We start from the raw sequence: 18,795 nt of genomic DNA, 5'->3' as shown, positions 1-18,795 counted from the left end.
ATGACCGATACCCTGCTGACCGCCCTGACCGAGCTTCTTGGCCCCGCGCATGTGCTGCGCGGCCCTGACCGCGCCCCCTATATGTCCGACTGGACCGGCAACTACACCGCCGATCCGCTGGCGGTGGTCCGCCCCGCCGATACGGCGCAGGTGGCCGCGATCCTGCGCCTTGCCCAGACGCATCGGGTGCCAGTGGTGCCGGTCTCGGGTCGCACCGGCCTTGTCGGCGGCGCGATGACCGAAGGCGGGTTGATGCTCTCGGTCGAACGGCTGAACCGCATCCGCGAGATCCGCCCGGAGTCGCGCATCGCGGTGGCCGAGGCCGGGGTGATCCTGTCGACACTGCATGATGCAGCCGAGGCGAAGGGCCTCTATTTCCCGCTCTGGTTCGGCGCGCGTGGCTCCGCGATGATCGGTGGGGTGCTGTCCACCAATGCGGGCGGCTCCAATGTGCTGCGCTATGGCTCCACCCGCGCGCTCTGCCTCGGGCTGGAGGTGGTTCTGGCGGATGGACGGGTGCTGAACCTGATGTCCGCCCTGCACAAGGACAACTCCGGCTATGATCTGCGGGATCTGTTCATCGGCGCCGAAGGCACGCTGGGGGTGATCACCGCCGCCGTGATGAAACTGGTGCCGCGCCCCCGCGCCTATGCCACGGCCACGCTGGCCGCCCGCAGCCTGCCAGACGCGCTGGTGCTGCTCAACCGGCTCCAGGCCGTCACCGGCGGCGCGGTCGAGGCGTTCGAATTCATGCCCGACACCTATCTGCGGCGGCTGACCGAAGCCCGCCCCGATGTGGGCGAACCCTTCACCCCGCGCCATGCCGTCACCATTCTGGTCGAGGTCGGGGCGATCACCCCACGCGATGCCGACCCCGGCCCCGATGGCAGCCTGCCGATTGCCACCCTGCTGGAAGACACCCTCGCCACGATGATGGACGAGGGCATGGTGCTCGATGCACAGGTCGCACAATCCGAGGCCCAGCGCCGCGCAATGTGGCACCGGCGCGAGTTGGCCGCCGAAGTCACCTTTGCCCGCAGCCCGGCCATCGACACCGATGTCGCCCTGCCACTCGACGCGGTCGCCCCGTTCCTGACTGCGATCCACAACCGCTTGCCCGCATTGGATGCCGCGGCAGAAACCCTGTCGGTCGCACATCTGGGCGATGGCAATGTGCATTTCACCATCTTCCCCAGCCGCGACGCCCCCGCTCTCGCCGACACCCTGCTGCAAGCGGTGGAGGATGAGGTGCAACGCCTGGGCGGCACCTTCTCGGCAGAGCATGGGGTCGGTCTGTCCAAGAAACCCTCGATGGCCCGGCACAAGGATCCGGTGGCGCTGGCGGTGATGGCGCAGATCAAACAGGCGCTGGATCCGCTCAACCTGATGAATCCCGGCAAGATCCTGCCCTGACGGCCTTTCATCTTGGCAAAAATATCCATCTTCTGCCACACCGCCCGCACAGACCTTCGGCCCGTGCACACCGCCGCCGCAGTCCATGCAATGGCCTTGCCGGGGGCTCGATGCCCCTTGCAAGGCCCCCCTCCGCTCAGATCAGCGTCACGGCAGCGGGGGCCAGCCCGTCAATCTCCACCGCACAGGTCTCGCCGCGCTGGATCGCCGCCACCCCGGCGGGCGTGCCGGTCATGATCAGATCCCCAGGGGCTAGGCACACCAGCCGCGACAGATGAGCGATGATCGCGGGCACCGGCCAGATCATCTCGGCCAGATCGGCGCTTTGCCGTAGCGCACCGTCCACCCGACAGCGGATCGCCCCTTGCGGCACCGCCTGCCCCGGCCGGATCGCGCCGATCACCGCTGAGGCATCAAAGCCCTTCGCCATGTCCCACGGCCTGCGGGCAGCCTTGGCCGCCGCTTGCAGATCGCGCCGTGTCAGATCATTGCCCGCCGCATAACCAAACACATGGTCCAGCGCCGCCGTCTCGGGGATTTCCGCCCCACCAGTTCCGATGGCTACCACCAGCTCTGCCTCGTGGTGCAGATCGGCGGTGGCGGGCGGATAAGCGATGCTCGCGCCATGCACCACCAGCGCATCGGCGGGTTTGGTGAAAAAGAACGGTGGTTCGGCCTGCGGATCATGGCCCATCTCGCGCGCATGTTCGGCATAGTTGCGCCCGACACAAAAGATGCGGCGCACGGGAAAGCGGGCGCTCTGGCCCTCTATCGCAACACTCGGCTGCGGGATCGGTGGAAAGACATAGCTTGGCATAAAAAAACCTCCGGGTCAGGTTACCCTGCCCGGAGCTGTGGGTCGCCGCAAGAGCATGTCTCAGCGCTCAGCGCTTACGGCCCGATGGTAAAGCACTGGGTGCCGCGCGCCTGCAATCTGCGGCAGGCCAGATCGGCCTGATCCTGGCTCAGTCCCATGAAATTCGCATCGTAACCGCCGCTTTTCTGCACGACCTTGCGCAGACCTTCGTTCAGCGTGGCGCTTTCGGCCAGCATGGTTTTCATCAGCGCCCGTTCGGCAGAGGTGCGGCTGTTGAACCGGCCGATATTCACGCCCCAGTGCCGCCCGCCCGAGGTGGAAATCCGCGTCACCACCTCGGCTGCTGTCGGCACCGGCTCGATTGCGGCCATCTGCGTACCGTCCAGCGGCGTCGCGGTATGGATCACGGTCGGGACATGCTCCGGTTCCGCCATCGGCACGGGCGGCGTCGGCGTGACCATCGCGGCGGCCAGCGACATCACGCTGCCATCATCCACCTGCGCCATGGGCGCTGCGGCCATCGCCACCCCGGGCGTGCCTGCGGCTTCGGCCAAGGCCCCGGCAATGTCATTCTGCATCGCGGCCACGGCCACTTCGGCGGCGATCATTTCGGCAATCGGATCCACGCCGGGATCGGCGGCGGGCGCTGCGGCCAGCAGCGTCTGCGCCTCTGCCGGGGCAGAGCCGGGCCGGGCGCGCGGGCGGGGAGAGGCGCTGATGACCGTGCTGACACGCAGGGTTTTCGCGCCCATCACCCGATTGCCCTCGGTTCCGGTCTCGGCCACCAAAGCGGCTTCGGGCGCGGCTTGCGGCTCGTAGACCGGCGGGGCGGGCGGCACGGCCTTGCCGCCGGGTTTGACCGACGCAAAGCCCAGATCCAGCAGCTCCGCCATCTTGGCATTGCGCTGTGCCGTGGAGGTTCCGCCGAACACCGTCGCGATGATTCGCACGCCATTGCGCTCTGCCGAGGCGGTCAGGTTGAAGCCCGCCGGGTTGGTGAAGCCGGTCTTGATGCCATCGGCACCCTTGTAGCTGTCCAGAAAGCGGCGGTTGGTATTGGCCACATCGGCCAGACCCGCATCCGTCTCGCGGCGCGAGAAGATGTTGTAATATTGCGGGAAATCGTAGAACAGCCGCCGGCCCAGCGTCGACATGTCGCTGGCGGTGGACAAATGGCCCTTCGCGGTCAGCCCGTTGGCATTGGCAAAGGTGGTGTTCTTCATGCCGATGGCCTTGGCCGTGCGGTTCATGCGCTGTGCAAATTCCGCCTCGGATCCGCCGATGGCCTCGCCGATGGCGGTGGCCGCATCATTGGCAGATTTGATCGCCGCCGCCCGGATCAGGTGGCGCAGGGCCACTTTCTGCCCGGCCTTCAGGCCCAGACGCGACGGCGGTTCTGCCGCAGCGTTCTTGGTGATCTTGACCATGGTATCAAGGCTGATCTCGCCCCGCTCGATCGCCTCGAACGCGATATAGAGGGTCATCATCTTGGTCAGAGATGCCGGGTGAAGCCGCGTGTCCGCGTTCTTCGCATAGATGGTTTCGCCCGTTCGGGCATCCATCACATAAGCTGCATACGGCGCCGCCCCCGAAGGTTTCGGCGTCGAACAAGCGGCCACAACAACGAATGTGACCAGCAAAGTGAAATTGCGGACGAACTGCCCAAAACGCGAAGCCACGTCGCTGCCCCTTGCCTTGTTATTGATTTCTGCCTCGGATACCCCTGTTTTTCGGGGCCTTGCAAAAAGGCTAGCACAGGGGGGGCATAGCGAAAACCCCCTAAATTCAAGGGGTTTTATGGCGTGTTTCATTTGCAATAGGCAGATGTGGTGGGCAAGGCCGAATTGCCACACAACATCATGCGGCAAGCCGGGCCAAAAGCGCCTGCAAGCCTGACAGGTCGGGCATTTCAAAAAACCGCGGATGGCCCTGCGGGGCGTCGGCCTGTTCCAGCGCCCAGATCAGGTCATGGGGCACATGCACACCGATGCCGCCGGTTTCGATCACCGGCAGGACATCGGATTTCAGCGAATTGCCCACCATCATCGCCGCCTCTGGTGCGACGCCATGCCGGGCAAACAGACGCGCATAGGTTTCGGGCGTCTTGTGTGACACGATCTCGACCCCGTGGAACAGATCGCCCAACCCCGACTGCGCCAGCTTGCGCTCCTGATCCAGCAGATCGCCCTTGGTGATCAGCAGCACCCGAAAATCCGCCGCCACCGCCTCGACGGCGGCGCGGGCATGCGGCAGCAGTTCAATCGGATGAGCCAGCATGTCGCGCCCCGCAGCCATCAGCTCGGCAATGACCGAGGCGGGCACACGCCCCTCAGTCACTTCGATGGCGGTCTCGATCATCGACAGAACGAATCCCTTCACGCCAAAGCCGTAATGGCCGACATTGCGACGCTCTGCCGCCAGCAGCCGCTCGTGCAGGTGATCGGCCTCGGCGTAATCGGCCAGCAGGGCTTCGAACCGGGCCTGGGTGAGCCGGAAGAATGTCTCGTTCTGCCAGAGGGTGTCATCGGCATCGAAGCCGATCAGAAGGGGCTGTGTCATCCGCGCAATCTTGCCGAGCGCGCGGGCGGCTGCAAGCAAAAAGCCGCCCCCCTTTTCCCGCCGCCGGATTGCGCTATACTGTTGTCCCTGAACCAGATCCCGAATCCACCTGCAACCCGCCCCCAGCCCAGCCGGAGTGACGCATTGACCCTTCGCCCTGTCCTCATGTCTGCCGATGACAACGGGAATGGATCGGACGCTTCGATCCTGACGAAGACGCGCACCCGCACGCAGCGCCCGCCGATGTACAAGGTGCTGCTGCTGAATGACGATTACACCCCGATGGAATTCGTGGTGCATATTCTGGAGCGGTTTTTCGGCCTCAATCACGCGCAGGCCTTCGAGATCATGTTGACCGTCCACAAGAAGGGGCTTGCCGTCGTTGGCGTGTTCTCGTTCGAAGTGGCGGAAACCAAAGTGGCGCAGGTCATGGATTTCGCCCGTCGGCATCAGCATCCGCTGCAATGCACGATGGAAAAGGAATGACCCCCGCCCGTTGCTGAAGGAACAGGCCGCTCAGGCCGCTCATGCGTTCAACCCGCCTTGACCTCGCGCTGGAAACCGGCGCCCTCCCCCTGCCCGATGCGGGCAGCATTGTCGTGTTCCGCCCGCGTCTGGGCGATGACCTGTCGGCCCTGCCGAAGGAGCGACTGCTGATCGTGCAGGGCTTCAAACCCGATCACGATCATTTCGCCGCCAAAGGCTATCGCACCGCGCTGACGCCGGGCACCGGCCATGCGGCGGCCCTGGTCTGCCTGCCCCGCGCCAAGGCCGAGGCGCGCGCCCTGCTGGCCGATGCCTGTGCCGCCCTGCCCCTTGGGGCGCCGGTGATCGTCGACGGGCAAAAGACCGATGGCGTGGACGCGCTTTACAAGGAATTGCGCGCGCTCGGCCCGGTCAGCGAGGCGCTGTCAAAGGCGCATGGCAAGATCTTCACCTTTCCGGCCAGTGCCGCCCTGCAAGGCTGGGCCGCCGCCCCGCGCCGGATCGAAGGTGGTTTTCTGACCGCGCCGGGGGTGTTTTCTGCCGATGCGCCGGATCGCGGCTCGGCCCTGCTGGCCGAAGCCCTGCCCGCCAAACTGCCGGCACGGGTGGTCGATCTCGGGGCCGGTTGGGGGTATCTGTCGCAGCATATCCTGACCCGTGACGGGGTGAAGGAACTGCATCTGGTCGAGGCCGAGGCGGCGGCGCTGGATTGCGCCCGCCAGAATATCACCGATGCCCGCGCGCAGTTCCATTGGGCCGATGCCACAAGCTGGCAGGTGCCGCATCTGGCGGGGGCGGTTGTCTGCAACCCGCCCTTCCACACCACACGCGATGCCGATCCGATGCTGGGCGTGGCGTTTCTGAAGGCTGCGGCAAAGATGCTCGCGCCCGACGGCACGCTCTGGCTGGTGGCGAACCGGCACCTGCCCTATGATCCCGTGCTGAAGGCCGCCTTCCGCGAAGTGGAAGATATCGGCAGCGACCGCGCCTTCCGCATCATCCGCGCCAGTTACCCGAACCGCCGCTAAGGCAGAAAGGGCGTTCCCATGTCGCTCTCTATTTCCGGCAAGACCGCCATCGTCACCGGCGCCGCCAATGGCATCGGGCTCGCCATTGCCCGCCATTTCATCGACAAGGGCGCGAATGTCATGTTCGCAGATATGGACGAAACCCGGCTGGAGTCCGAAATCGGCGAGGAGGCCCGCACCGAAGGGCCGATCCGCATGTTTGCCGGCGATCTGCGGCAAAAGCTGGCGATCACCAACCTGCTGTCGGCCACGATGGATGCGTTCGAGCGGGTGGATATTCTGGTCAATGCCAGCCGCCAGATCACCCTGTCGGACCCGCTCTGCATCGAGGAGGATGCGGTCGAGGCGATGTTGCAACAGAACATGCTGACCAGCCTGCGGCTGAGCCAGCTGACCGCCAAGCGCATGATTGCGCAGGCGGAACGCGATGGCATCCAGGGCGCTGCGGGCACGATCATCAACCTCTCCTCCATCGCCGCCACCCGCACCCGGCCCGAGTTGCTAGGCTATTCCATCGCCTGCGCCGCGCTCGATCAGATGACCCGCGCCATGGCTGTGGCGCTGGCGCCCAAGGGGATCCGCGTCAATGCCGTCTCGATCGGGTCGGTGATGAGCGCGAGCCTTCAGGCGCAGTTGAAGGAAACGCCCGAGTTCCGCGACACGATCATTGCCGCAACCCCGATGGGCCGCATCGCCTCGCCCGCCGAACTGGTGGAAACGGTGCAATACCTCGCCTCGGATGCCTCAAGCTTTCTGACCGGGCAGATCATCACGCTGGATGGCGGTCGCAGCATTCTGGATGCCGTCGCCGCCCCGGCGCACTGACGCCTTACTCCGGGTGCTGGGCGCGGCACTGCGCGATGGCAGGCTGCGCCGACCGGCTCAGCTGCGCGCGTTTGTCCTGCAATTGCCGCAGCTTGCTGGCCTCTGCCGCCAGATCAATTGCCTTTGGCCGGGTCCGCGTCACCGGAATTTCCTCCCAGCACATGCGCGGCGGTGCCGGTTTTGTGCCGGGCTTGTGATGCGGGCGGCCGCAATTGCGCCAATCCATTTCATAGGTCGTATAGCGTTCCATCGCATAGCCGCGATCCAGATTGCCCTGAGTCTCGGCGATCAGCTTTTCCACCACCCGCTGATCCCGCGTCACCGAGGAAATGCACTGTTCCTGCGGTGTGCCGCAGGCCGCCAGCAGCGGAAGAAGCAGGATCAGACGTCTCATGGAATCCCTCCGGGGTTTTGGGCAGGCTAATCCGCCGCATCGGGCTTGCCAAACCCATTCTGGCAGCCCTGCCGCGAAGTTGATAGGAAGGGCCTGCGTTCGCAGAGGAATGACAGCATGACCACCGGCTATGACACCGAAAAAGCGCAGGCCGCCGCCTGGTTCCGCAGCTTGCGCGACCAGATCACCACGGCATTCGAGGCGCTTGAGGATGGGTTTGCCGCCGCCACCCCGCCCGGCCGGTTCGAGGTGACGCCCACCACCCGCGACAGCGGCGGGGGCGGCGAGATGAGCGTGATGCGCAATGGCCGCGTGTTTGAAAAGGTCGGCGTCAATATCTCCACCGTGTTCGGCACGCTTGGCGCCCCGGCGCAAAAGGCGATGGCCGCGCGTGGCGTGCCCGGCATGGCCGAGGATCCGCGCTTCTGGGCTGCGGGCATCAGCCTTGTCGCCCATATGCAGAACCCGCATACGCCCGCCGTCCACATGAACACCCGCATGTTCTGGACCCCACATGCCTGGTGGTTCGGTGGCGGGGCCGATCTGAACCCCTGTATCGAATATGCCGATGACACCGCCCATTTCCATGCCGAACTGCAAGCGGCCTGTGATGCGCATCACCCTGACTATTATGGCAAATTCAAAGCTTGGGCGGATGAGTATTTCTTCATTCCGCACCGGGGCCGCGCGCGCGGCGTCGGCGGTATCTTCTATGACGATCTGAACACCGGCGACTGGGCCGCCGATTTCGCCTTTACCCAGGATGTGGGCCGCGCCTTCCTGCGCGCCTTCCTGCCGGTGACTGAACGCCGCCTTGGCACCACCGCCTCGGCAGCCGACCGCGAAACGCAGCTACTACATCGCGGCCTCTATGCCGAATACAATCTGGTCTATGACCGGGGCACCAAATTCGGGCTGGAAACCGGGCATAATCCGGATGCCGTGCTGATGAGCCTGCCCCCCGTGGCAAAGTGGTATTAAGCGATGACCGATGTGGTGGTGAAAGCCGTCTATGCGACGGTCACGGACGAGGATGGCGCGCGGTTCATCGGCTTTGTCGATGCGACCGAAGAAAGCTATGCGATGTTCCGTCAGGATCTGGCGGGCGGCCCGGTCTGGTTCGAATTGAATGACGAGGATTTCGGGGCTGACGATGCGGTGGCGCAGGCCAGCATCGGCCCCGGTGGGCTGGAGCTGGTCCTGTACCCCGCCCTGGCGGCGCGGTTCGGCTATGCCCGGCAGATCGCCGTGCGTCTGAAGGCCTGTGACGGGGCCGAGGCGGCGCTGGTGGCTCTGCGGGCAATGCTCGGGCCGGTGTTCATCGCCGCATAAGCGGCAGGCTGGCGCGGCCCCGCGACGGGCCGCGCGCGGGCGTCAGCCCTTGCGCACAGTTTCAATCATCAGCGCCACGTTTTCGGGATCGGCGTCCGGCGTGATGCCATGCCCAAGGTTGAAGATATGCGGCCCCTTGCGGAAGGCCTGCACAACCGCGCGCGTGGCCTCCACCAGCGCAGGCCCGCCGCTGACCATGTGATGCGGCGCAAGATTGCCCTGCACGCAGCCATCCCGCTGCACATGCGCCGCCGCCCAGTCCGGGCTGACCGAATTGTCGATCGCCACGCAATCCGCGCCGGTCGCCTTGGCAAAACCGATATAGCCCTGCCCCGCCTCACGCGGGAAGGCGATGATCGGCAGCCCCGGATGGCGGCGTTTGAGTTCGGCAATGATATGGGCCACGGGTTTCACCGCGAAATCGGTAAAGTCCTGCCCTTTCAGGCTGCCGGCCCAACTGTCGAACAGCTTGACCACCTCGGCCCCGGCCTTCACCTGTTCCGACAGATAGTCGATGGTCGCTTCGGTGATCAGGTCGATCAGCGCAGCGAAGGTGGCGCGATCTGCGGCTTTCAGCGCATGGGCAGGCCCCTGATCCTTGGTGCCGCGCCCGGCGATCATATAGGTCGCCACCGTCCAGGGCGCACCGGCAAAGCCGATCAGCGTGGTCTGGGCCGGCAGGTCGCGCGACAGGCGACGCACGGTTTCATAGACCGGTGACAGGCGGTCATGAATCGCATGGGCGGGTTTCAGGGCGGCCAGTTCGGCGGGCGTGGTGATGGTCGACAGACGCGGCCCCTCGCCCGTCTCGAACCACAGATCCGCCCCCAGCGCCTGACAGATCAACAGGATGTCGGCAAACAGGATGGCCGCGTCAAAGCCATAGCGCCGGATCGGTTGCAGCGTGACTTCGGCGGCAAGTTCCGGGTTGTAACACAACGAAAGGAAATCCCCGGCCTGCGCGCGGGTGGCACGATATTCCGGCAGATAGCGCCCGGCCTGTCGCATCATCCAGATCGGCGGCACCGGCAGGGTTTCGCCCTTCAGCGCACGCAGGATCAGCTTGTCGGTCATGGTCTCGGCCATCGGCGGCATCCCTTTTCTGTTGCCCCTGACTTGACTGGCCACGCCCGGAAGTCAAGCGCGGCAGGGTGCCTCAGGCCGGCCCGCGCGCCTCCGTCGCAGTTGAAACGCTACGCGCGGGGCGCTATGGCTCTGCCATGACATATGCGCTCCCCTCCCCCGCTGAACCGCTGAAGATCGGCACCCGTGGCTCGCCGCTAGCTTTGGCGCAGGCGCATGAAACCCGCGACCGGCTGATGGCGGCCTTTGATCTGCCAGAGGCCGCGTTTCAGATCGTGGCGATCAAGACCACCGGCGACCGGGTGCTGGACCGCCCGTTGAAAGAGATCGGCGGCAAGGGCCTGTTCACGCGCGAAATCGAGGATGCTCTGCTGGATGGCGGCATCGACATCGCGGTGCATTCGATGAAAGACATGCCGGTGGCCCAGCCCGAAGGGCTGCTGCTGGACTGTTATCTGCCGCGCGAAGATGTGCGTGATGCCTTTGTCAGCCCGACGATCCAGCGCCTTGCAGATCTGCCGCAGGGGGCCACCGTCGGCTCGTCCAGCCTGCGCCGCCGAGCGCAGCTGGCCGCGCGCCGCCCCGATCTGACGCTGGTGGAATTTCGCGGCAATGTGCAGACACGCATGAAAAAGCTGCAAGATGGCGTGGCGGTTGCGACCTTCCTTGCCATGGCGGGGCTGAACCGGCTGGGCATGGCCGCCGTCGCCCGCTCGGCCATCGCGCCTGACGAGATGCTGCCCGCCGTGGCACAGGGGGCCATCGGCATCGAGCGCCGCGCAGCGGATGCGCGGGCCGAGGCGCTGCTGGCCGCCATCCATGATGGCCCGACCGGGCAGCGGCTCGCCGCCGAACGGGCCTATCTGGCGGCGCTGGATGGCTCTTGCGAAACCCCGATTGCCGGTCTGGCACTGTTGGAAGGCGATCAGATCTGGCTCCGCGGCGAAATCCTGCGACCCGACGGGTCCGAGGTCATCACCGGCGAGGCGCGCGGCACCATCGCCGCAGGGGCCGATCTGGGCCGGGATCTGGCGGCGCGGCTGCTGGCACAGGCCCCCAAGGGTTTCTTCGACTGGCGCTGACGCCGCCCCCGCCACCCTCCGCGGCAGCCGACACGCGGGGCCTCGATGGCCCCGTGGGTCGGGCCTGTTTCAGACTGCGGGCTGCATCAGGGTTTCGGATGGTCGTCGTAATCCGTGGTCAGGATGCGCGCCGCATCCCCTTGCGGATCCTCGAACTGCCGCGCCTTCAGCGCCCAGAAAAACGCCACAAGCCCCACACCGCCCAGAAACAACGACACCGGAATCAGGATTGTCAGGATTTCCATCGACGCAGCCTCCTCATCCGCTCACTTCAATCGCAGCGCATTCAGCGAAACGGTAATCGACGAGAGCGACATTGCCAAGGCCGCCGCCAGGGGCGTGGCCAGACCGACCAGCGCCAGCGGCACCGCCACCACGTTGTAAAGGGCCGAAATCGCAAAGTTTTCCTTGATCCGGCGCGTGGATTGCCCGGCGATGCGCAGGGCATCGGCAATCGGGGCCATATCCTGCCCCAGCAACACGATGTCAGAGGCCACCCGCGCCGCATCCAGCGCCGAGGCGGGTGAGATCGACACATGCGCCCGCGCCAGCGCCGCCGTGTCGTTCAGCCCATCCCCCACCATCAGCACATGATGGCCCGCCGCCGTCAGATCGCCGACCAATGCGGCCTTTTCGGCGGGCAAGGCCCCGGCAACCCAATCGGCGATGCCCAGCCGCGCCGCAAGTTCCGCCACCGGCCCTTCGGCATCGCCCGAAATCAGCCGCACCGCCATGCCCTGCGCCTTGAGCGCGGCCACCGCCGCCTCGGCCCCGGGGCGCAGCCGGTCGGTGAAGGTGAAGCCATGGGTCTGCCCATCGCCCAGAGACAGATAGGTGGCCGTCATCGGCAGCGCCTCGGCCTGGCACCAGCCCGCCCGGCCCAGCCGCACGATCCGCCCGTTCCACTGGCCTTCGATGCCATAGCCCGGCACTTCGCGCAGATCGCGGATCTGTGCCGGATGCAGCCCCGCCGCCCGCGCGCCCTGCACCAAAGCCTGCGCCAGCGGATGCGACGAGGCTTCGGCCAGCGCCAGCGCCACTTCGGCCACCTGCCGGGGCTGTGCCGCCAGATTGGTGAGCTCGGGTGCGCCCAACGTCAGCGTGCCGGTTTTGTCGAACACCACGGTATCGACCTCGGCCAGCCGCTCCAGCGCGGTGCCGTGTTTGATCAGCAACCCCTTGCGGAACAGCCGCCCACTGGCCGCCGTCACCACCGCAGGCACCGCCAGCCCCAGCGCACAGGGGCAGGTGATGATCAGCACGGCGGCGGAAATATTGATGGCAAAGCGCAGATCGCCGCCGGTTTTCCACATCCAGAAACCAAAGGCGCTGAAAGACAGCAGATGCACCAGCGGCGAATAGGCACGCGCGGCGCGTTCCGCGAGGCTGGTATAACGCGTCTTGGCGCTTTCGGCCACGGCGACCAGATCGGCCATGCGGTGCAGGCTGCTGTCCTTGCCCGCCGCCGTCACGCGAAGCGTCAGCGGCCCGGTCAGGTTCACCTCGCCCGCCGAAACCGCCGTGTCCGGCCCGGCCCAGGCGGGCAGGCTTTCGCCGGTCAGCAAGGAACGGTCGATTTCGGAGGTGCCTTCGATCACCACCCCGTCCACCGGCATCCGGCCGCCGGGGCGCACCCGCACCAGTTCCCCCACCGCAAGATCGGAAATCGCCACCACCTGCTCTGTGCCCGCGCGGATCACAGTTGCGCGCGGCACCTCCAGCGCCGCCAGTTCCTCGGCGGCGGACCGCGCCACCGCGCGGGTGCGATGGTCAAGATAGCGCCCCGCCAGCAGAAAGAAGCTGAGCATCACCGCCGCGTCGAAATAGGCGTGATGGCCGGAATTCATCGTCTCGAACACCGAAATGGCCGAGGCGAGGATCAGCGCCAGCGAGATCGGCACATCCATGCCCAGCCGCCCGACCCTGAGCGCGGCCCAGGCCGATTTGAAGAAAGGCTGGCCCGCAAAGACCACGGTCGGCAGCGCAATGGCCCCGGAAATCCAGTGGAACAGATCGCGGGTCGCATCCTCGGCCCCCGACCAGACCGCCACCGACAGCAGCATCACATTCATCATGGAAAAGCCGGCCACGCCCAGCCGCATCAGCAGGTCGCGCCCCTGCCGATCGGTTTCGGTGGCCGACAGCAGGCCTGCGTCCAGTTCATGCGCCTCATAGCCCACGCCTTTCAGCGCGGCGATCAGCGTTTCGGCATCGACCTGCGGTTCGGCCTCCACCGACACCCGGCGCATCGTCAGGTTGACCCGGGCCGAGCGTACGCCCGGCACCCCGGCCAGCCCGCTTTCCACCGTCGAGATGCAGGTGGCGCAATGCGCGGTCGGTATCGACAGCATCAGCCGGGCGTCCTGCGGTGCGGTCAGCTCTGCCAGCCGCTCGGCCGAAGGGGCGACCGCGCAGGCCGGGCAAGCCGAAGGCGAGACATGGCCGTAATCATCAGCCGCCGTGATCCGTTCCGCCAGCGTCATGGCATCAGCCTTTCACCAACAGGTCCAGCCGTTGCTGGAACGGCGTGCCGTCTTCGGCCTCGGCCGTGACCTGCAACATCCATTTGCCGGGCGCCAGCGTCACCGGGGCAAGATAGGCCCCGGCCTCGCGCACGAATTGCGGTTTCTGATCCGCCGTGGTCGAGGTTGTGCGCCCGACCAGAACCGTCAGCTCACGCACCGGCACCGGCAGCCCTTCGGCATCGGTAAAGGTCAGGCGCAGCCCGTCCTCGGGCGCATAGCTGGGCGTCAGGGTCCAGCCCAGCGCGTCCTGCGCCGTCCGGTTCGCCTCGAACTGTTGCGAGGCGACGTAGGAGTTCTTCACCTCGACCCCCGGAAAGGTGCTGATCGCCTTGTAGGCCATCAGCACATTCACCCCGATGATCACGGCAAAGGCCCCTGCCGTCACCGCGAAAACCTGCCGTCCGGTGATTTCGCCCATGTTACTGCCCCTTCCCGTTGAACACCGTGTCATGATGCACACGGGCATTGCCGACATCCGCGCCGACCCAGATCCGCACATCGCTGCGTTCGGCCTCTGCCGCCGCGCTGCCCGGTGCGGCCTCAAGATACACGCGGGTCGAGAAGGTCTCGTTCGCGGGCACCGTGACGATATTGTCATCGCGCCCCTCGATCCGCAGCGCCAGATCCGCCGCCGAGGTAATGGTGATTGCATAGCTGTGATCTTCGCCCAGCTTGTTGCGCAGGCGCACGTCATAGGTGTTGCGGATCGTGCCATCCGACAGGGTGACAAAGGTGGGGTTGCGCACCGGCGTCACGTTCACGTCGATGTCCGAACGCAGGAACAGCGCCACCACCAGCGCGATGCCCACCCCGGCCCACAGCACAGTGTAAAGAATGGTGCGCGGGCGGAACACATGTTTCCACACCGATTTCGGCGCGGCACCTGCACGCTCGCGCGTCTCGTCGGTCAGGGCCAGATAGTCGATCAGGCCGCGCGGCTTGCCGATCTTGTCCATCGTGTCATTGCAGGCGTCGATGCACAGGCCGCAGGTGATGCAGGCGAGTTGCTGGCCATCCCGGATGTCGATGCCCATCGGGCAGACGTTCACGCAGGCCATGCAATCAATGCAATCGCCCTGCCCGGCCGTAGGTTCGCCCTTGTGCAGCTTGCCGCGCGGCTCGCCCCGCCAGTCGCGGTAAGCCACCGTGATGGTATCTTCGTCCATCATCGCGGCCTGAATGCGCGGCCAGGGGCAGGCATAGATACAGACCTGTTCGCGGAAAAAGCCGCCGAACAGGAAGGTCGTCGCTGTCAGCACGAAGATCGTCGTATAGGCAATCGGATGCGCCTGGCCAGTGACCAGATCCTTCAGCAAGGTCGGCGCATCGGTGAAATAGAACACCCAGGCCCCACCCGTGGCGAGGCCGATCAGAAACCACAGCGTCCATTTCACTGCCCGCTTGCGGACCTTTTCGGCATTCCATTTCTGCCGGTGCAGCCGCAGCCGGGCGTTGCGGTCGCCCTCCACCCAGCGTTCGACCAAGATCATCAGATCGGTCCAGACTGTCTGCGGGCAGGCATAGCCGCACCAGACCCGCCCCGCCGCCGAGGTGAACAGAAACAACCCCAGCCCGGCCATGATCAGCAGCCCCGCCACGAAATAGAATTCATGCGGCCAGATCTCGATCATGAAAAAGAAAAAGCGCCGGTTCGCCAGATCCAGCAACACTGCCTGATCCGGCAAGGCAGGCCCGCGATCCCAGCGGATCCATGGGGCGAGGTAATAGGCCCCAAGCATGAGCGCCAACAGCCACCATTTCAGGGTGCGGAACGTCCCCTTCACCCGACGGGGGAAAATGGGTTCGCGCGCGGCGTAAAGGGAATGTGGTTCGGTATCTGGGCTTGTCACGGAATGGCTCCGACTGGCGACTTCTGCATTGGTATGGGGCCGCGCGCCTTTGGCTGCCTTGACCTGTATCAAAAATCGCATCCCCGATACACCTAAGCGATGCGGCATATTGCGCGCAGCCCCGGGTGCAGACCAATAAAGCCTGCAATTCCGGGCGGATCCTGCCTGCCTGTGCCGAATGGCCGCATCATCGGGTAAAGGGGGGGCGATTGAGGTCATGCCACTGGCAAAGGCATGAAACGGCACCGCCACCCCTAGGAAACGCGCGAACAGGATGGGGCGGCGGTGCCGATGCCAAGCGTTGCGGCCTGACGCCCTTCTTCTGTCATGCGCCGGGCCTGCGCGCCTTGACCTGTGTCAAATGGCCTGCCCCGGCCCTGCGTCCGCTTGCCGCAGCACCCATTGCGCAAAGGCCTTGAGCGGCGGGCGCAGAACACCGGGACGGGTGACCAGAAAATAGCCTTCATGCTCCTTGTCCTCGTGCAGCAGCCGCAACCGCCCCGCCGCCAGATCGGCCAGCACGAAGGCCCGCGCCACCACCGCAACCCCCTGCCCGTCGCGCGCCGCATCCAGCATCATGTTGCCGGGCAGGGAAATCATGCCCGCACGTTTTTCGCGTGTCAGGCCGTATTGTTGCAGAAAGCCTGTCACCTCATTGGTGCCCGGCTCCTGCAACCAGGGCAGCTTTGCCAGATGCGCGGCATCCTGCGGCCCGTCTGCGGGAACCAGACCGGGCGAGGCCACCACCACCACCGACGAGCGCAGCACCAGCCGCGCCTCCAGCCCCGGCCAGTCGCCATTGCCGTAGCGCAGGCCCACATCGGCCTCGCGCCCGATGTCACGTTGTTCCGGCGCGGGGTCGATCACCAGATCAATGCCCGGATGCTGCGCCCGGAATTCGGGCAGCCGTGGCAGCAACCAGCCGCTGGCAAAAGACGGCGTTGTGGTGATGCGCAGCGGGCGGCTGCCATCGCTGCCGGTCAGTTCGGCAACCACCGTGGCGATCTGGCCAAAGCCCGCCTCCAGCGCCTCGGCCAGCCGCCGCCCCTCGTCGGTCAGCGCCAGCCTGCGCCCGCCCCGATCCACCAGCGCCACCCCCATCTGCGTTTCCAGCGCGCGGATCTGCTGGCTGATGGCGGCATGAGTCACGCCGATCAACGCGCCCGCCTGATCCAGCGTCGGCGCCTGTGCAAAGGCCGCAAAGGCGCGCAGCGCTGAAAGCGGAGGGAAGCCGCGCCATTCCATCGTGAAAGCCTGCCTTACATATTGCAAAAAACGCTGAGTCGCATGTTCAGCTTTAAAATGGCATCAATCAAGAAGGACGCAGAGATGAAGGAGAGAAAAATGTTAGGTATTCTTGCACAAAGCCTGATGATCGCCACCCGGCTGGAGCCGCGCAACAGCCGCGAACGTCTGGCCGAACAGCGGCGGCTGGAGGATGAATATTTCTGGCAGGGCCGCATCACGCATCCGCAATGCTGGTTCGGACGTTAAGCATGGCGGGCAAAGCAAAAAGGCCCCCGGCACGCCGGGGGCCTTTTCGATTCTGTGGGACGGAAGCTTATTCGCCGCCACCAAGGCTGTGAACATAGGTCGACACGGCCCGGATCTCGTCTTCCGACAGGCGCGTGTTCCAGTTCGGCATCACCCCGAAACGGGCATAGGTGACCGTCTCGATCAGCTTATCGCGGTCGCCACCGTAAAGCCAGACCGCATCGGTCAGCTTGGGGGCCCCCTGCGCCCGGTCGCCAGAGCCGTCTTCCATATGGCAGGCGGCGCAATTGTCGGCAAACACCGTCGCCCCTGCGGTTGCCAGTGCCGCATCATGCTCTTGGCCCGAAATCTGCAGAACATATTCCACGACCTCGGCAATCTGCGGTTTCTCCAGCAGGCCATCGACCCCGAACTTCGGCATTTCCGAATAGCGCGCATCGGCATCGGTGGTGTTGCGGATGCCATGGGTCACGGTCAGATGGATCGATTCCATATCCCCGCCCCAAAGCCAGTCATCGTCGAGCAGGTTGGGGTAGCCCCCCGCCTGCACACCCGCAGCCCCGGCGCCATGGCACTGGGCGCACCAGGTCTTGAACACTGCCGCCCCGGCGGATTTGGCATAGCCCTCCAGCTCCGGGTCGGTGGCAATGGCGTTCAGATCTGCTGCCACCAGTTTGGCCTTGATCGGCGCATTGGCATCATCGAAGCGCTTGATCTCTTCGACCACGGCCAGACGCGGATTGCCCGCCGCCGTGCCGCCCCACAGCCCCTGCGTGGCCGAGGTGACCAGCGGCCAAGCCGGGTAAAAGAAGGTATAACCGATGGCCCAGATGATGGTCAGGTAGAAGGTATACAGCCACCAGCGCGGCATCGGATTGTCGAGTTCCCGGATGCCGTCCCATTCATGGCCGGTGGTTTCAACCTCGCCGGGTTTCTTCACTTGCTTGGCGCACATGTCTCACGCCTCCTTGCTATTGCGGCGGACCGGGGCTTCCGCAGGATCGCGCGCCGGGCGCTTTTCGTTGCGGAAGATCGAGTTGGCGGCATCATCCTGCACGCTGCGGCTGCCGGGGCGGAAGGCAAACACCACGATGCCCACGAACAGCGCGGTCATCAGCAAGAGCATCCAGCTGTCGGCAAAATGCCGCAGGAAAGAATAGGTATCCATCACTTCCCCTCCTCAGCGGTTCGGATCGGGCTGGAAGGTCGAGAAATCGACCATCGTGCCCAGAACTTGCAGATAGGCGATCAGCGCATCCATTTCCGTCACAGCCGCCTGCCCGTCAAAGTTACGCACCTGCGCGCCGGGATAGCGGGCCAGAAGGCCTTCACTGTCGGCATTGGGATCGGCCTGCGCCGCGAAATCCGCCACCGCATTCTGCATCATCTCGTCGGTATAGGGCACGCCCACCACCTGATTGGCCCACATGGAATCCGCGACATGCGCGCCATCCAACTTGTTGCCCATCAGGTATTCGTATTTGGGCATCACCGATTCCGGCACCACCGATTGCGGATCCATCAGGTGATCGACATGCCATTCATCCGAATAGCGCCCGCCGACCCGTGCCAGATCCGGCCCGGTGCGTTTGGAACCCCATTGGAACGGATGGTCATACATCGATTCCGCAGCAAGGCTGTAATGGCCATACCGCTCCACCTCGTCGCGCATCGGGCGGATCATCTGGCTGTGGCAGACATAGCAGCCTTCGCGCACATAGATCTCGCGGCCTGCCAGTTCCATCGGGCTGTAGGGGCGCACCCCTTCAACCTTTTCGATGGTGTTTTCCAGGTAGAACAGCGGCACGATCTGCACCAGCCCGCCGATGGTCACCACCAGGAACGACAGCACCAGCAGCAGCGTGGCGTGGGTTTCGATGACTTTGTGTTTGTCGAGAAAAGCCATG

The 18,795-nt window shown here is 65.2% G+C and carries 21 protein-coding genes; 8 read left to right on the top strand and 13 right to left on the bottom strand.

The annotated features are described in order from the left end of the window. The gene (locus KM031_RS12900; RefSeq protein WP_215506049.1) at positions 1 to 1,413 is read left to right on the top strand and encodes an FAD-binding oxidoreductase; all 1,413 of its coding nucleotides are present in this window, start codon (positions 1 to 3) and stop codon (positions 1,411 to 1,413) included. 136 nt (positions 1,414 to 1,549) lie between these two features. On the opposite strand, the gene KM031_RS12895 is transcribed toward KM031_RS12900, so the two are convergent. The 3 genes from KM031_RS12895 to KM031_RS12885 all read right to left on the bottom strand — a co-directional run bounded on the left by KM031_RS12895 (position 1,550) and on the right by KM031_RS12885 (position 4,789). Then, positions 1,550 to 2,230, bottom strand: coding sequence for a fumarylacetoacetate hydrolase family protein (locus tag KM031_RS12895; protein WP_215506048.1), 681 nt, complete (start codon positions 2,228 to 2,230; stop codon positions 1,550 to 1,552). 74 nt (positions 2,231 to 2,304) lie between these two features. Next, the gene (locus tag KM031_RS12890) at positions 2,305 to 3,909 is read right to left on the bottom strand and encodes a serine hydrolase (RefSeq protein WP_260691953.1); all 1,605 of its coding nucleotides are present in this window, start codon (positions 3,907 to 3,909) and stop codon (positions 2,305 to 2,307) included. A gap of 178 nt (positions 3,910 to 4,087) precedes the next feature. After that, positions 4,088 to 4,789 (bottom strand): HAD family hydrolase, encoded by a 702-nt coding sequence (locus KM031_RS12885; protein ID WP_215506046.1) that lies wholly within the window; start codon positions 4,787 to 4,789, stop codon positions 4,088 to 4,090. 165 nt (positions 4,790 to 4,954) lie between these two features. On the opposite strand from KM031_RS12885, the gene clpS reads away from it, so the two are divergent. From clpS to KM031_RS12870, 3 genes are read left to right on the top strand one after another with little or no spacing between them, the layout of a single operon-like run. Continuing rightward, positions 4,955 to 5,275, top strand: a complete 321-nt coding sequence (gene clpS / locus KM031_RS12880) for an ATP-dependent Clp protease adapter ClpS (protein ID WP_215506203.1) — start codon at positions 4,955 to 4,957, stop codon at positions 5,273 to 5,275. 41 nt (positions 5,276 to 5,316) lie between these two features. Then, positions 5,317 to 6,303, top strand: a complete 987-nt coding sequence (locus KM031_RS12875; protein WP_215506045.1) for a class I SAM-dependent methyltransferase — start codon at positions 5,317 to 5,319, stop codon at positions 6,301 to 6,303. A gap of 18 nt (positions 6,304 to 6,321) precedes the next feature. Beyond that, positions 6,322 to 7,128: an SDR family NAD(P)-dependent oxidoreductase gene (locus KM031_RS12870; protein WP_215506044.1), complete on the top strand. Its 807-nt coding sequence runs from the start codon at positions 6,322 to 6,324 to the stop codon at positions 7,126 to 7,128. A gap of 4 nt (positions 7,129 to 7,132) precedes the next feature. Here the strand turns inward: KM031_RS12870 and KM031_RS12865 are convergent, their stop codons facing one another. Then, positions 7,133 to 7,522: a hypothetical protein gene (locus KM031_RS12865; protein ID WP_215506043.1), complete on the bottom strand. Its 390-nt coding sequence runs from the start codon at positions 7,520 to 7,522 to the stop codon at positions 7,133 to 7,135. A 117-nt stretch (positions 7,523 to 7,639) separates the two neighbouring features. On the opposite strand from KM031_RS12865, the gene hemF reads away from it, so the two are divergent. Together hemF and KM031_RS12855 are read left to right on the top strand one after the other, a co-directional pair. Continuing rightward, on the top strand, positions 7,640 to 8,503 hold the full coding sequence (gene hemF, locus KM031_RS12860; protein ID WP_215506042.1) for an oxygen-dependent coproporphyrinogen oxidase: 864 nt from the start codon (positions 7,640 to 7,642) through the stop codon (positions 8,501 to 8,503). A gap of 3 nt (positions 8,504 to 8,506) precedes the next feature. Beyond that, positions 8,507 to 8,854 carry a hypothetical protein gene (locus tag KM031_RS12855; RefSeq protein ID WP_215506041.1) on the top strand — a complete coding sequence of 116 codons (348 nt, stop codon included), beginning with the start codon at positions 8,507 to 8,509 and terminating at the stop codon, positions 8,852 to 8,854. Between the two features lie 42 nt (positions 8,855 to 8,896). Here the strand turns inward: KM031_RS12855 and hemE are convergent, their stop codons facing one another. Beyond that, a complete protein-coding gene (gene hemE, locus KM031_RS12850) occupies positions 8,897 to 9,928 on the bottom strand; it encodes a uroporphyrinogen decarboxylase (protein WP_215506202.1) in 1,032 nt (343 codons plus the stop codon). 146 nt (positions 9,929 to 10,074) lie between these two features. On the opposite strand from hemE, the gene hemC reads away from it, so the two are divergent. Then, on the top strand, positions 10,075 to 11,019 hold the full coding sequence (gene hemC / locus KM031_RS12845; RefSeq protein WP_215506040.1) for a hydroxymethylbilane synthase: 945 nt from the start codon (positions 10,075 to 10,077) through the stop codon (positions 11,017 to 11,019). A gap of 86 nt (positions 11,020 to 11,105) precedes the next feature. Here the strand turns inward: hemC and ccoS are convergent, their stop codons facing one another. The 5 genes from ccoS to KM031_RS12820 form a co-directional block, all read right to left on the bottom strand. Next, positions 11,106 to 11,264: a cbb3-type cytochrome oxidase assembly protein CcoS gene (gene ccoS, locus KM031_RS12840; RefSeq protein WP_215506039.1), complete on the bottom strand. Its 159-nt coding sequence runs from the start codon at positions 11,262 to 11,264 to the stop codon at positions 11,106 to 11,108. Positions 11,265 to 11,285: 21 nt separating this feature from the next. Beyond that, entirely contained in the window at positions 11,286 to 13,502 is a 2,217-nt protein-coding gene (locus KM031_RS12835; RefSeq protein WP_215506038.1) for a heavy metal translocating P-type ATPase, read from the bottom strand. Positions 13,503 to 13,506: 4 nt separating this feature from the next. Further along, on the bottom strand, positions 13,507 to 13,962 hold the full coding sequence (locus tag KM031_RS12830; RefSeq protein ID WP_215506037.1) for a FixH family protein: 456 nt from the start codon (positions 13,960 to 13,962) through the stop codon (positions 13,507 to 13,509). A gap of 1 nt (position 13,963) precedes the next feature. After that, positions 13,964 to 15,394, bottom strand: a complete 1,431-nt coding sequence (gene ccoG, locus KM031_RS12825) for a cytochrome c oxidase accessory protein CcoG (RefSeq protein WP_215506036.1) — start codon at positions 15,392 to 15,394, stop codon at positions 13,964 to 13,966. A gap of 357 nt (positions 15,395 to 15,751) precedes the next feature. Then, positions 15,752 to 16,639 (bottom strand): LysR family transcriptional regulator, encoded by an 888-nt coding sequence (locus tag KM031_RS12820; RefSeq protein WP_215506035.1) that lies wholly within the window; start codon positions 16,637 to 16,639, stop codon positions 15,752 to 15,754. Positions 16,640 to 16,738: 99 nt separating this feature from the next. Between KM031_RS12820 and KM031_RS12815 the strand changes: the two genes are divergently transcribed. Further along, a complete protein-coding gene (locus tag KM031_RS12815; protein WP_215506034.1) occupies positions 16,739 to 16,888 on the top strand; it encodes a hypothetical protein in 150 nt (49 codons plus the stop codon). 67 nt (positions 16,889 to 16,955) lie between these two features. On the opposite strand, the gene ccoP is transcribed toward KM031_RS12815, so the two are convergent. From ccoP to ccoO, 3 genes are read right to left on the bottom strand one after another with little or no spacing between them, the layout of a single operon-like run. Further along, positions 16,956 to 17,843, bottom strand: a complete 888-nt coding sequence (ccoP, locus tag KM031_RS12810; protein WP_215506033.1) for a cytochrome-c oxidase, cbb3-type subunit III — start codon at positions 17,841 to 17,843, stop codon at positions 16,956 to 16,958. A 3-nt stretch (positions 17,844 to 17,846) separates the two neighbouring features. Then, the gene (locus tag KM031_RS12805; protein ID WP_215506032.1) at positions 17,847 to 18,056 is read right to left on the bottom strand and encodes a cbb3-type cytochrome c oxidase subunit 3; all 210 of its coding nucleotides are present in this window, start codon (positions 18,054 to 18,056) and stop codon (positions 17,847 to 17,849) included. 12 nt (positions 18,057 to 18,068) lie between these two features. Next, complete coding sequence (ccoO, locus tag KM031_RS12800) at positions 18,069 to 18,794, bottom strand: cytochrome-c oxidase, cbb3-type subunit II (protein WP_215506031.1); 726 nt, start codon at positions 18,792 to 18,794, stop codon at positions 18,069 to 18,071. Between the last annotated feature and the right edge of the window lies 1 nt (position 18,795).

Origin of the sequence: Gemmobacter fulvus (assembly GCF_018798885.1) — a bacterium.
GTDB classification, from domain to species: Bacteria; Pseudomonadota; Alphaproteobacteria; order Rhodobacterales; family Rhodobacteraceae; genus Gemmobacter; species Gemmobacter fulvus.
The sequence above is the reverse complement of the archived record's forward strand: the minus strand, read 5'-3'. Positions and strand labels throughout refer to the sequence as shown.

Coding starts and splice junctions, on each gene's coding strand:
- clpS (WP_215506203.1), top strand. CDS start 4,955: ATGTCTGCCGATGACAACGGGAATGGATCGGACGCTTCGATCCTGACG.
- KM031_RS12895 (WP_215506048.1), bottom strand. CDS start 2,230: ATGCCAAGCTATGTCTTTCCACCGATCCCGCAGCCGAGTGTTGCGATA.
- KM031_RS12830 (WP_215506037.1), bottom strand. CDS start 13,962: ATGGGCGAAATCACCGGACGGCAGGTTTTCGCGGTGACGGCAGGGGCC.
- KM031_RS12870 (WP_215506044.1), top strand. CDS start 6,322: ATGTCGCTCTCTATTTCCGGCAAGACCGCCATCGTCACCGGCGCCGCC.
- KM031_RS12805 (WP_215506032.1), bottom strand. CDS start 18,056: ATGGATACCTATTCTTTCCTGCGGCATTTTGCCGACAGCTGGATGCTC.
- hemE (WP_215506202.1), bottom strand. CDS start 9,928: ATGACCGACAAGCTGATCCTGCGTGCGCTGAAGGGCGAAACCCTGCCG.
- KM031_RS12855 (WP_215506041.1), top strand. CDS start 8,507: ATGACCGATGTGGTGGTGAAAGCCGTCTATGCGACGGTCACGGACGAG.
- ccoO (WP_215506031.1), bottom strand. CDS start 18,794: ATGGCTTTTCTCGACAAACACAAAGTCATCGAAACCCACGCCACGCTG.
- KM031_RS12835 (WP_215506038.1), bottom strand. CDS start 13,502: ATGACGCTGGCGGAACGGATCACGGCGGCTGATGATTACGGCCATGTC.
- KM031_RS12815 (WP_215506034.1), top strand. CDS start 16,739: ATGTTAGGTATTCTTGCACAAAGCCTGATGATCGCCACCCGGCTGGAG.
- hemF (WP_215506042.1), top strand. CDS start 7,640: ATGACCACCGGCTATGACACCGAAAAAGCGCAGGCCGCCGCCTGGTTC.
- hemC (WP_215506040.1), top strand. CDS start 10,075: ATGACATATGCGCTCCCCTCCCCCGCTGAACCGCTGAAGATCGGCACC.
- KM031_RS12875 (WP_215506045.1), top strand. CDS start 5,317: ATGCGTTCAACCCGCCTTGACCTCGCGCTGGAAACCGGCGCCCTCCCC.
- ccoS (WP_215506039.1), bottom strand. CDS start 11,264: ATGGAAATCCTGACAATCCTGATTCCGGTGTCGTTGTTTCTGGGCGGT.
- KM031_RS12900 (WP_215506049.1), top strand. CDS start 1: ATGACCGATACCCTGCTGACCGCCCTGACCGAGCTTCTTGGCCCCGCG.
- ccoP (WP_215506033.1), bottom strand. CDS start 17,843: ATGTGCGCCAAGCAAGTGAAGAAACCCGGCGAGGTTGAAACCACCGGC.
- KM031_RS12885 (WP_215506046.1), bottom strand. CDS start 4,789: ATGACACAGCCCCTTCTGATCGGCTTCGATGCCGATGACACCCTCTGG.
- KM031_RS12820 (WP_215506035.1), bottom strand. CDS start 16,639: ATGGAATGGCGCGGCTTCCCTCCGCTTTCAGCGCTGCGCGCCTTTGCG.
- KM031_RS12865 (WP_215506043.1), bottom strand. CDS start 7,522: ATGAGACGTCTGATCCTGCTTCTTCCGCTGCTGGCGGCCTGCGGCACA.